The 12,743-nt window shown below is 34.2% G+C and carries 13 protein-coding genes; all 13 read right to left on the reverse strand.

Annotated features, from left to right (window positions below):
• Nucleotides 1-555 precede the first annotated feature (555 nt).
• The 13 genes from CD29_RS18705 to CD29_RS18765 all read right to left on the reverse strand — a co-directional run bounded on the left by CD29_RS18705 (nt 556) and on the right by CD29_RS18765 (nt 12,548).
• Complete coding sequence (locus CD29_RS18705; protein WP_036190381.1) at nt 556-1,950, reverse strand: L-cystine transporter; 1,395 nt, start codon at nt 1,948-1,950, stop codon at nt 556-558.
• A 113-nt stretch (nt 1,951-2,063) separates the two neighbouring features.
• Entirely contained in the window at nt 2,064-2,489 is a 426-nt protein-coding gene (locus CD29_RS18710; protein ID WP_036190383.1) for a hypothetical protein, read from the reverse strand.
• Between the two features lie 53 nt (nt 2,490-2,542).
• Nucleotides 2,543-2,878 (reverse strand): rhodanese-like domain-containing protein, encoded by a 336-nt coding sequence (locus CD29_RS18715; RefSeq protein ID WP_036190385.1) that lies wholly within the window; start codon nt 2,876-2,878, stop codon nt 2,543-2,545.
• A gap of 124 nt (nt 2,879-3,002) precedes the next feature.
• Nucleotides 3,003-3,890 (reverse strand): GNAT family N-acetyltransferase, encoded by an 888-nt coding sequence (locus tag CD29_RS18720; protein ID WP_036190388.1) that lies wholly within the window; start codon nt 3,888-3,890, stop codon nt 3,003-3,005.
• A 140-nt stretch (nt 3,891-4,030) separates the two neighbouring features.
• The gene (locus tag CD29_RS18725; protein ID WP_036190391.1) at nt 4,031-4,498 is read right to left on the reverse strand and encodes a GNAT family N-acetyltransferase; all 468 of its coding nucleotides are present in this window, start codon (nt 4,496-4,498) and stop codon (nt 4,031-4,033) included.
• Nucleotides 4,499-4,681: 183 nt separating this feature from the next.
• Nucleotides 4,682-4,984, reverse strand: a complete 303-nt coding sequence (locus CD29_RS18730; RefSeq protein ID WP_036190393.1) for a hypothetical protein — start codon at nt 4,982-4,984, stop codon at nt 4,682-4,684.
• A gap of 190 nt (nt 4,985-5,174) precedes the next feature.
• On the reverse strand, nt 5,175-5,936 hold the full coding sequence (locus tag CD29_RS18735) for a glycosyltransferase (RefSeq protein ID WP_036190396.1): 762 nt from the start codon (nt 5,934-5,936) through the stop codon (nt 5,175-5,177).
• A gap of 200 nt (nt 5,937-6,136) precedes the next feature.
• Nucleotides 6,137-8,209: an alkaline phosphatase D family protein gene (locus tag CD29_RS18740; protein WP_052124255.1), complete on the reverse strand. Its 2,073-nt coding sequence runs from the start codon at nt 8,207-8,209 to the stop codon at nt 6,137-6,139.
• A 125-nt stretch (nt 8,210-8,334) separates the two neighbouring features.
• Nucleotides 8,335-8,745 carry a VOC family protein gene (locus CD29_RS18745; protein WP_036190398.1) on the reverse strand — a complete coding sequence of 137 codons (411 nt, stop codon included), beginning with the start codon at nt 8,743-8,745 and terminating at the stop codon, nt 8,335-8,337.
• Nucleotides 8,746-8,836: 91 nt separating this feature from the next.
• A complete protein-coding gene (locus CD29_RS18750; protein ID WP_036190400.1) occupies nt 8,837-9,295 on the reverse strand; it encodes a hypothetical protein in 459 nt (152 codons plus the stop codon).
• A gap of 18 nt (nt 9,296-9,313) precedes the next feature.
• On the reverse strand, nt 9,314-11,293 hold the full coding sequence (locus CD29_RS18755; RefSeq protein WP_052124256.1) for a glycosyl hydrolase family 18 protein: 1,980 nt from the start codon (nt 11,291-11,293) through the stop codon (nt 9,314-9,316).
• 312 nt (nt 11,294-11,605) lie between these two features.
• On the reverse strand, nt 11,606-12,163 hold the full coding sequence (locus CD29_RS18760; RefSeq protein ID WP_036190402.1) for a GNAT family N-acetyltransferase: 558 nt from the start codon (nt 12,161-12,163) through the stop codon (nt 11,606-11,608).
• A 16-nt stretch (nt 12,164-12,179) separates the two neighbouring features.
• On the reverse strand, nt 12,180-12,548 hold the full coding sequence (locus CD29_RS18765) for a flavoprotein (protein WP_235801874.1): 369 nt from the start codon (nt 12,546-12,548) through the stop codon (nt 12,180-12,182).
• Between the last annotated feature and the right edge of the window lie 195 nt (nt 12,549-12,743).

Below are 12,743 nucleotides of genomic sequence, written 5' to 3' on the forward strand. Positions count from 1 at the left end.
TATGAAGACCTTTTCTTACTTACTTCCGATCACAAAAGGTCTTCATCGGTCTTATGAAGACTTTTTCTCATTCATTTCCCACCCCAAAAGGTCTTCATCGGTTTTATGAAGACCTTTTCTTACTTATTTCCGATCAAAAGGTCTTCATCATCCTTATGAACGACATTTCGAGCTGACTTTTAATCCAAAATGTCCTTCATCACCCTTTTGAACGACATTTCGAACTGACTTTTGATTCCAAATGTCTTTCATCCCCCTTATGAACGACATTTCGAGCTGACTTTTGTTCCCAAATGTCCTTCATCCCCCTTATGAACGACATTTCATGCTGACTTTCACTCCCAAATGTCTTTCATCCCCCTTATGAACGACATTTCATGCTGACTTTCACTCCCAAATGTCTTTCATCACCCTTATGAACGACATTTCATACTGACTTTCACTCCCAAATGTCTATCATCACCTGTATGAAGACCTTTTCAAACAAATTCTCGAACAAAAAGGTCTTCACCGATTTGATGAAGACCTTTACCATAACTATTCACCTTAATGAGCTTACGCTTCTATAGCATCATGTAGATCTGTTTTATCATTGTAAGTTTTCTCATCTAATTCACCGGTAATTTTACTTGTTAAAATTCCGGATGTCATTCCACCGCTTACATTTAACGCTGTACGCCCCATGTCAATTAGTGGCTCAACAGAAATTAATAACGCTACAATTGTGATTGGTAGGTTCATAACAGAAAGTACAATCAATGAAGCAAACGTAGCTCCACCACCTACTCCTGCAACACCAAAAGATCCAATCATTACGACTAAAATCAGCGTTAGAAGAAAACCAGGGTCTAAAGGATTAATGCCCACAGTTGGTGCTACCATAACAGCTAACATTGCTGGGTAGATCCCCGCGCAACCATTTTGACCAATTGTTACACTAAATGGGCCAACAAAGTTTGCTACTCCCTGTGACACACCGTATCCATCAGTTTGTGTTTTTATGTTTAGCGGCAACGAGCTTGCACTTGAGCGAGACGTAAAGGCAAATGTTAAAACCGGTAAACCTTTTTTCACATAAGTAATCGGATTTAATTTTGCTAAACTAATAAGAAGTAAATGGACTAAGAACATTGCAATCAACGCTACATATGAAGCTATAACAAACTGGCCAAGATTTACAATTGCCTCATAATTTGTCGTAGCAGCAGCTCTAGTCATAATCGCTAAAATTCCGTATGGTGTTAAGCGGATAATGATTGTCACAACACGCATTGTAATTGTATAGAGAGTGTCTATAATGTTCGCAAATTGTTCTGCTTGTTCTGGCTGTTTGCGACGTACTCCTAAAAAGGCAAGACCAATTAACGCTGCAAAGATGACAACAGCAATAGTTGAAGTTGATCGAGCACCAGTCAAATCAGCGAATGGATTCGTAGGAATAAAAGAAAGGATTTGATCTGGAATTGTTAATTTTTCTACTGTTGTAACACGTTCTTCAAGTTGTTCAATACGAGCAGTTTCAGCTTCTCCTGCCTCCAATTGTACCCCGTCTAACCCAAAGCCAAGTGTCGTTGCAACACCTATTATTGCAGCAATACCAGTAGTAACTAGTAAAATACCAATTCCGAAGAAACTAATTTTACCGATATTCTTTGAAAGTTTTATTTTCGTAAATGCAGCAATAATGGATATCAACACTAACGGCATAACAACCATTTGCAGCAATCTTGTATAACCAGAGCCTACAATGTTAAACCATTGAATAGACGTTGAAACGACCTCAGACGACGTTCCGTATATGACATTTAAAATGATACCAAATAATAACCCTAATCCAAGACCGATTAATACGCGTACAGAGAACTTTACATGTTTCTTTTGCAATGAGTACAACCCAAAAATAAGTGCTAAAAGAATGACAATATTCACGATAATTAAAAACGTATTCAAAGCTTCACTCCCCCTCATTAAAATTTTTAGAATAAATCATTACACCATAATGTATTAATCCCATTGTTAAAGTATGAATTAATTCGCCTAAAGGACAAAAAAACTTCTGCCACTTAAGACAGAAGTTGTTCTTGAATCAAATTTTCTATAATCATTTGAATCTTTTTATTCAACTCATAAGGTAAATCACGCTCATACACATAAAAAATTAATACATTCCTTACTTCATACACCTTATAAGAAACGGTGTTCATTGTAGCTGTTTTCTTTCGAAAGTCTTCTAAACCTTTTTCCCTTTCAGAAGGTGACTGGTAAATATAGACCGTAAGCAATTTTCCATCTAATTCGTAGAATGAAGGGCTTACCCCATTCAGTACCATTCCGAAAATAGAGTCTTTCAAGTTACTTTTTTTTAGTGACAATTCCTGTTCTTCAAAAGCAGAAAGAAGTTCTTCTATCGTAATAGCTTTAGGATCTTTTGACTGGCAAGCAGATAATAATAGTATGACTACAAAAAGCAACAAGGCTATTTTCCTCATCTTTTCTGCTCCTTTATCAACTAATTCTCAAGATTTTTAGCTAATAAACTATTTTATTTTATAAATTCCTTCCATGCAGTAATTCCACCCTGTAAAATTACTACATCATAATATCGTTCGGAAAGAATATTCGCACACTTAGTAGCTGAATTCCCTGTAGTACAAGTAACAATAATTTCTTTATCCTTTGGCAATGAGTCAATGTTCGATTGATCATTTTCCTCTAGTTTAAAAATTTCTGCTTTGTTGATGTTTAAACTTTCAATGTTTACACCATCTATATGATCTGCATTGTATTTTTCCTCAGCTCTCACATCTAATACAACTAGTTTTTCTTGACCGTTTATTTTTCGATACAGTTCTTCTGGTGAAATGGTTTTTACTGTCATAGTATAATCCTCCTTTAAATGCGAATTTTCGAAAAGTTATCCACAATTCAGACTTTTCAACAAACTTATCCTCAATTTAATGACTTACACACACATCAAACCTGAATAGTATAAAAAATCAAAATTATTTATCCACAAATCTATTTCTATCAAGATTATAACTGATTAAAATATCCTTTGGTTCAAATCCTGCCTTAATATAAACATGGTTTGCGTGATTGTTTGTGTTGTCTACACATAATTGAATCTCATCAATTGGTTCATAGGAAAACATTTCACTCAGCACGTCTTTTAATAACATGCTACCTAATCCTTGATTTTGTGCTTTTGGTGATATCCCTATATATTCTAATGAAGCCTCTCCCATTTCAGTGTCAACCTCGTAATAAGCATAGCCCAGAAACTCGTCCAACTCATTTTTTAATACTTTTAAAATACAATTATCACTAAGTCGATTCACAATGGTTTCTGCATTGTAATACGTATTTGGAAAGAGTTCATCATGCAGTTGTTGGAATGCTTTGAAATCACTTTTCTGAAAGGGTGAACTATTAAACTTGTCAACTTTTACAAAATTTTCGCTTTTTAATATTAATACTAAATGCTCACCACCGTTTGTCGCATTAAGTTGACTCATATAGGAACGTTGCTTCGTGTTTTCTTTATTAATAAAAAACTGTAATGTTTGAATATGTGGATGACTTGTTAATAACTGTTGGAATAATTGATGTTGGAGTTTGATTGAAGCTGTTAGATTAAATGGACCCCATACTTCTCCGCTATTGCTATCTCCATCAATTCCAACCGCTGCAACGATATCCCCTACTTCGTTTCTTGCAATTAGAAAATTGCTCTTGCCATTCTCATCAATAAAATCTTCGTTTAACGTTTGGTAAATTTCCTCTACCTTTTCACCACAATAGCCAATATGAGAGGATTTCTGGTTATTTAATAGTGATAAAAACTGAGATAATTCTTGAAAGTCTTTAGCAATTTCGATTGTCGTATTCATTTTCCACCATACTTTCTTTACTTGTATTTAACGAAATATATTATTATTCCATTTTTTTAATAGAACAAGAAAAGTGGCATCACCATTTAGATGAAAACCACTTTTTATAATGAGTGCCAGTTTAAAGTCTTTCTTTTAAATTAAGCAATCGTCAAACAATAGATTGGCTCTGGATGATGTCCTTCTTCAACTTCACCAGTTGGTTCAAAACCAACCTTTTCATAAAGGCGTATGGCACGTTCATTATCATGAATTACCGATAAATAAATTGACTTACATTGATGTGTATTAATCATGTCTTCAATAATTGCATTTATTACAGGAATTCCATACCCTTTGCCTTGATAGTTATGCCCTATCATCATGCTCACTAGCTCGTACCTTCCAGTAGTTTTCATTAATCCATGTGTAGTAAATCCAATTAGTTCCTCACCATCATAGATCGCTTTAGCCGTTAAGCCAAATGCATGGCTCATCCCAAGAAAGAAAGCATTTGATCCAACCCATCGTTCATAAATTTGAATATACTTCTCTTGTATTTCATCAGATTTCAAATTAACTACATCATAAAAATTATCTTCTGTTACTTCTTTTAACTGTATATTCATATAGTTCCCCTTTGTTTATCGTTAGATTCCTTCTACAACCTCACTTGCCAAACAATATGAATCCCCTTCAACCCAGTGCCATCGGGAAATTTGGCAATACAATAAATTCAACAACAATCTACTAATTCCTTCTTTGAAATCCACAACAACTAAAACTTTTAGATCATGATCTGGATTAGAATATCAATCTATGGTATCCATTTCAATGACCGAGCTCCCAAACCAATGGATAAAACCACAACGCTTACATATTAAAGTGGTCGCGTTGTCATTAAGCCATTCTATATCTAGAAATGTTAATGCTCTCGTATTTAGCATGGCTTTTCCTTGCTCGAACTTATTATGCTTGCAATGGACACATGATACTTCCACATCGCCCGCTTTATATTGGCGGCCTACTTTCTTTTCTTCTCTTTCCTTTTGCATTGCTTCAGCAATTTTTTCTCCTTCAATTCTCATTCTTTCTAACTCTTTTTTACTAAACATAACATCTCTCCTTTTAGGTTGGAATTGTTTAGGTAATTGATTTTTATACGGTTAAGGAGCATTAAAGGTTCTACTAATTAATGACTTCTTTCAATTAGACCGATTTTCCTTAGAAAGGTAACATGATTAAACTCAGCCTAAAAAAAAAACGTTAATCCAATATGGAATAACGTAGGTTTTCATCATATTGTTATCTATCCTGATTTTCGTAGTATGCTTTGTCTGCATATTTTTGGTCTGTACCTTTTAAATATGACCATATCACTTTGGGGTTTTTTAATAGCATCCAGTCTCCATGTTTATCAAACTTTCTAGTCGATGTAATCATTCCATTTTTGATAGTTCCAAACTTTTTACCGCTTTTCTTTCCCCATACTTTCAACCGTTTCGCGAAATCTGCATCTTCAGCCATCAACATCTTTTCATTAAATCCATTGATTGCATCAAAATCTATTTTATAGCACCAAAAAATACCTACAGAGATGGCACCGTATTTTATTAGTAATGGGCCTATTAATAATAAAGCTGAAACAAAAATCCCTAGAGACATTCTTTCAAATTGCCCTGTCATACCACCACCAATATACTTTCCAGAAGATAAATATTCATCTATTGTAGATAAAACATGAGGATTCATCTGGGTATCAGCATCAATCGTTATAATGATTTCTCCCCTTGCTACAGCAGCGCCTGCATTACGAATCTTCGAAAGGTTTTTATCGCTATTTTGAACGGTTATACAGTTTCTCGATTTGGCTATTTCTTCTGTCTTATCTGTGCAACGATTTAACACTACAATAATTTCTAACTGGTTTTCGTATATCTTAGATGCAGCTGCAATCGAGTCCAAACATTTCCCTAAATACTTTTCCTCATTATGCGCAGGTATTATAATAGAAAACTTAATGTCTTTTTGATGAGGTACTTCTAATGATTGTTCATTCACCAACATTTCTTTTCCCTCCTTCATGAAACAAGTTATGTTTATGTACATGGAAATCTAGCTGCTAACTGCAAATGTATTTAAATCATTAAAATAGTTCCTATTAAATACTATTTTTGTTCTTTCGTAATAAGACCATTTAATCTTTTAATATTCCAGTTCTATAAAAAAAGCGCTAATTCCATAAAGAATTAGCACATAAATAATTATTATTGGATTAGATCATCTTGGTTTTTCTTAACAAACACAGTTTCAATTTGATCGGATGCAATTTTTACATACCCTAAGTTATTTTCTGTTTCAATAATGGAATAACCATCAATAACGTTATATTGAAGTTCATCTTTCCATAAAAACTCATCTGGTTGTAAATTATTTTCTTCAATTTTTTGAATCTGGTAGGACTGATCACAATACCGGTGGACTGTATCTACATTCTCGATGGCTTGATGCATAGAGGATGTGAGTTTCACTAATGGTCCAAATTTATGAAAACTCATGTTCTTTATTGGGCTCGAAGTAATTTGTTTTAGCTTTATTTGTTTACCGGAAGTAAAAGTAATGTTGGAATCGACTAAAAAACTGTAATGCACGTCCCCTGAAAGAATAATACATTCTTTTGGTTTCCATTTTGCGATTTGGTTTAGTAGTTTTGTCAGTCCTTTCCCATTATATCTCCATGCTTCCATGTCAAATGTAGTTTCCACTTTGATTCCTAGCATATTTAGTGGAATGCTAAATTTCGTCACAATGTCTTCAATGATTTCAAATCCAATAATTGGTGTTGGTGAAATTAATAATAACGGAGTATCTTTTTTCCATCGGGATCTTCGTAAATGACTAGTTACCCCCCTTAACTGATGTGCATTCACTAGTTGTGGTGGATTGATATCGACATCAGGATGCTCTTGTTTCTTTGATATAGGTTGCCCATAGTCTCTCAAAGTTCTAGTATCAAGAATAACTGCTTTTAATGAAGTCGGCGCTACATAATACCACCGGCGATGTTCCCATAATGTTTTCATCCAAAAAGAATAGTACCTTCTTTTCTTCCCACTTACTAATTCACGGAAATTTTTCTCCATTAAATAAATAAAATCACTTTTAAAACCTGTCGGCTCATTTCCCCATCCTTGGAAAGCCCAATAAGCAGCTAGACCGTTTGCTACAATATGCTTCCCTAAAGGTGATTTCCTTACTTTTTCTTTCCATTCAGCAGTTATATTCCAATCATCCGTTATATCGTGATCATCAAAAATCATATAGGTTGGAATATTAGCTAATAGTCTGCGAACTTTGTAAGTAGATTCACAGTAATTAATCACTTGTTTTTCTTGATCAGTATATCGTTTTTTCAGCTGGAGCTTTTCTAGTAATTTCAATTTTTCACTTTTAGATCTGATAAATATATGGTCATTTTCAACTGCTTCATCAAAAGTTTCATTCAAACCGAATTGGTCACACAATTCCCAAAGAACAGGACTCCATGCTAGTAAGTACATTGCTGCATATTCTCCAAATTCAATTAAATGATTATAAGATTTGCCTGAAGTAAAGTTGGCTAGCTTTTGAACAATGGGCTTTCGTCCATTGATTTTGTCCAAAGAAGAATGAAAAGATTCTTCTGCTAAACGAGGTTCAATTTTTGTTAAATCTTCATTCTTCCCTATTAAAGCATTACTAAGTTTTTGAATTGGACGGAAAAGTACATCTGGAATATCATCAGCGTAAATTTGGTCTCCCATTAGGAAGATTGCTTCTGGTCGTTGTGTTACGTTGCGACAATGTTCTTCCAGTAGTTGATCACCATAAGATAATGTATCTTCCCCTTCTCCGTGAGGCTTTCGGCAAGACCCAAACAAGAATTTAGTAGCAAGATTGGAATCATTATTTCCAATATAGAAGGTTGGATACTTCAAGGAACCATAAACGATACTATTTTTACTTACAGGGTTTAATAGCCCAAGGTCATCTAAATCAAAAGACTCTTTTTTATTTTTAAAATGTAGGTTATACCCGATTAACTGATTTGTTTTAAAGGGTCTTCTTGGAGTTATTTTAATAAGATGAATATGAAGATTTTCCCCAAAGGAAACTCTTTGTACCTTTGAGCTTGTTCGAATTTTATCGTAAACATTTCCTTCGTATCTAGTAGTAATTGAAAAACATTCAGCACGTATGTTATATTTTTTGCTTGTAGCGATCCAAATGTAGGCTTGTGTAAGATCGACACGTCTTATGATAGGACCCGCTAACAATTCAGGAAATAAAATAGAAGACATCTATTCCTTCCCCCTCATTTTTGACTTTCACTAACAATATGCAGAAAGTCTAACGAGTGTGTTGGATAGATGGTATTAACGACATTTGAACTACTTGTTCGATGTTTTTAAATCAATGTAGCTAGCTACATAAATTTCTTCTTAAAAGTTGGACTTAGTTCACTCCATACATCAAACTTATTTCCATCTAAATCATAGAAAACAAAATTTCTACCTGTATGTCCTCTATCTTCAATTTCTCCAACCGATATTTCATTTTCCTTAAAGTCCTTATTCAATAATTCCAAAGCTTCTAATCCATCCACTTCGAAGGTTAATGAAAAACGTTCAACCCCATTACAATCAAAAAAATTTGCGCTTTGATTTTCATTTGCCGCTACAAGAAAAAAACTTTGACTGGCTAAATTAATTATCGCTTTGTCTTTATCAATATAACTTAACTCTGCTCCTAATTTATCTACATACCACTTTGATGATAGCTCAACATTAGTTACGGGAATGTATGTGGTCCCCACTCTTAGTAATTTATCTTTCACGATTTCTCCTCCTATTAATTTATATTGACCTTTTTAAATTCAATAAAAAAAGCGTTAATCCCTTTATTTGGATTAACACTTTTATATTTTTTTATTCTTGATTGATTTTTAAGTCTTTAAAAAAGAATTCAACTTTCACTGCATCTTTTGTAACTACAGATACATCTATTTGCGATTTTGTGCTAGCTAATTCAAATGGTAATACATGAGTCGCCCATTCTTCTGTTAGTTGCACTTCCATGCTTTTCTCTTTGATAAATCGACCCCTTGGATCTGTTTCAGAGATCATTACAAAGACAGTTCCTTCTCCTTTTAGTGAAAGTTGCAAACTAATTTTTGTACTAGTGAAAGGTTCTTTTGGAGTAAATATAAATCCTTCCTCCACCTCTACCCCTTCTGTTTTAACTAGAAAAGACCCATCTTCTAACTCCTGTACATTTGCTCCCACCCCAAAATAAGGGATGGTAGGTTTATCTTCTGCCGCAAATACATTTGGTTGTATTGATAAGAAGACTAACACCGTGGCGAGAAATATGATGACTTTTTTCATTTATAACTCCTCCGATTTTTATTTATTTGGTAGCATATATTTCATCGTTCTCGTTAAAAAAGACGCGAAATGAGTACGTTTTACATCGCCTTTTGGATTGAACTGTTCATTGACTGTAATTCCTAAAGCACTTAACGAATTAATGGCTTCACGAGTGTCTTTCCTTGCCACATTCAAATCTGTAACTTTCCCAGCTTTACCGCCTGCAATGTCAACTAGTGACTGGCCACTTATTGCTTTAGTTGCACGGTCTAATACAATCGCCATATTTTCTCGTGAGATTGGACTGGAAGGATCCAGTGTTCCATCTGGGTTCCCTACAAATACCCCTGTTTGACTTACTACTGCAGCATACTTTAATAATTCAAGATCTTTCGAATTTGTTGGAACATCCTTAAAGTAAGTATTAGTTGTCCAATTTTCCGGAATAGTTGTAATACCACTATTTATTAACATACGTCCAAGCATCATGACTACTTGTCCTCGAGTAATTGGTGCACTTGGAGAAAAGGTTGTTGCTGAAGTACCATAGATTACTTTTTTGTCTACTAAGTATAATATTTCATATTGTGCTTGCTGATTTAAAAAACCTATATCTTTGAAAGGATTATTCAACTTTTTTATTTTCAACACTTGGCCCACTTGGATTTCATAGTCTGTTAAGTTATTTAAATTCATTAACTCATTGACAGTCATATTATTAGCTGTTGCAATTTTCCATAATGTATCGCCCGATTCAACTTTATGGGTATGATAAATACTTGAATCATGGTCTAACCATGAACTGTAGGATTGCCAGATAGTGGGGTCTTCTTGACCTAAGCTCCAACTCCCAGTTCCTTTTAATTCATACTTATGCAATAAATCGAATTTCGCTTCTAGTGAAGCATCATTTTCGTACCAAATATGATAAGTTCCAGCTGTCAGTGTTTTACTTGCAATCGTTGGCTTCGGGTCACTTTCAAGTATCGTGATGGTTGCCCTTGGTGATTTTGATTGCTCATCAAAAGTTACAGTACCACGATAATTTCTTAATAAACCATCAACGCGACTGTTAGACACCGCTAATCCTGCAAATGTCCCGTCAGTTTTCCATAAACGTCCATAAAACGGTACACCCAACACTATTTTCCCTCCGGGGACACCTTGATTTAGCGCATACTTGATGGATTTTTCTACCCATGGATAGCTTGCAACTGGTCCTGCTTCACTTCCTTCATACGATTGATCATAAGCCATGATCATAAGATAATCTGCATACTGAGCTAATTTATTGTAATCATAAGTACCATGCCAACCTTTTGACCATCCACCTGGATTCGCCGCAACAGCTACTGATACTTCTTTACCTTGTGGCAGTTTTTGTCGTAACAATCTTACAAGATCTGTATAATCGTTCCGGTCAATCTCTGTTGTATTTTCAATATCTACTTGTACACCATCCAGTTTTTTCTCAATGACAAAATTCGCAATTTCAGTTGAAAGTTGTTCACGATTTTGTAATGCAGCACGTCCAAGTTCTCTGTCCCAATGATTACTTAAGAAAGGAACTACTTTTATCCCTCTATTGTGCATTTCAGTCACAAAATTATCATCATACAGCTTAGATATTTCTAAAGACCCCATGGCATTTATATCAAAATAACTCGGTGAAACAAGATTTAAATTTCCTTTAGTTCTATCTACTTGTGAAACGAGAGAACTCGTTTTACCATAAAATAAGTAGCTCATATTAAAGTTAACTTCATGAGCTCTGGCTTTTTGCATTGGAATAGTCGTTAAGATTACCGTTCCTGTTACTATTACAATCGATGCTACTTTTATTTTTGAGAAATGCTTTTTCACAAATCCTTTGGCGGATTTTTCTAACGATTCATCCTTATCAAAGTTAAAATCTGAGCCAAACTCAAACCTAGTGTTAGATGAGTCAATATGTAACACTACATGTATTTGACCATCTTCATTTTTTAACTCGACCTTGTTAAATTGATAGGTCATACTTTGTTACACCACCTTAAAAATAAGTATGTAACAAAGTCAATGAATGAATGTATTGAAGTGGAGTTTTAGAATTATTTTCTGGGGTTTTAGAGTGGCTTTTGAAAGGTTATTAGAAAATCTTGAGGAGTTATTAGAAATTCGAATCAGTTATTAGAAAAAGCTGTGAGGTTATTAGAATTTATTTGATAATCATTCCTCCATTCCGAAGTTATTAGAACATTTTTAGGAGTTATTAGAAATATTGCATTCATTATTAGAAAAAAACAAGGGGTTATTAGAATTTACTCTAACCCCCTTTTAAAAAAATTGTTAACTTACAACATCTTCTGGATTTATCAACCCATAAAATACTAAACTTTCAAATCGGTTATCTTTTACAATATGATCAGTCAAAATCCCTTCTTGTTTCATACCTAGTTTTTCTAAGACTTTTCCAGATGCCGGGTTTGAACTGAAGTAACGGGCAAATATTTTATGTAGTTTTTTCTCTCCGAAGCCAAACTGAATAATTGCCTGAGCAGCCTCAGTAGCAAAACCATTTCCCCAAAATTCTTCGCCAATCCAATATGCAATCTCACCTTGTTGAAACTTTTCGTTATTTGAAAGTGCAATTGCACCGTACAAGTCCCCTGTTTTCCTATCAGTTATTGCAAATTCAAAGGCTCTATTTTTCGTGAAATTATCATCATGTCTCTCAATCCAAGTCATTGCATCTTCTACACTGTATGGATAGGGTAAATATAAAGTACTTTTATAAATATTATAATTGTTACACAATTTAGCAACTTCATTAGCTTCACTTTGTTGAAACAGTCTTAAAACAAGCCTTTCAGTAGTAATCGTTTTGTTGTCATGATTGTAGCTCATAAAATCTCTCCCCTTATTAGTGTGTCTGTATAAATTGAATGTTATTTATATTTTCGTTAAGCACCCCTGTCTCAACATAACTTCTGTTCAATTTCCATCCACCAGTAGAATTGTCTTTTTTGAACGTCTCAAAAAATAGATTTGAAGTCCCTATACTCTTGCCGTTAATATCAATAGTTGCGGATAAGATGACTAAATTTTCATCATCCTTCAATGGTAATACAGCAATTTCTTTTATATTCCACTCTGCATTGTTTTCTTCAACAAACTTAAATCCTTGTTCCCATCCTTGTATTGACTCATCATATCCAAAGTCCACGATCCCTTTGCTTGTTACTTCCCTTCCCTTATAATCTTTCGAAATGAACTCTCCCAATTCAGTCAACGAAGATTTCCTCCAGCTTTCTAAAAAGGAATTTAGACATTGTCTAAATGTTTGATACATAGAATCCCCCCATAATTTAAACTACCTCTTTATATACTCATTATTTTCAACGCGTTTTTGGTAATCCCTTTTTATTAAATACAATAAATAATCGAGTAGGAGACTAGCCATTATTTGGCTAGTCGACCTCTCACA

The sequence above is a fragment of the Ureibacillus manganicus DSM 26584 genome, from assembly GCF_000772945.1.
Classification (GTDB): Bacteria; Bacillota; Bacilli; order Bacillales_A; family Planococcaceae; genus Ureibacillus; species Ureibacillus manganicus.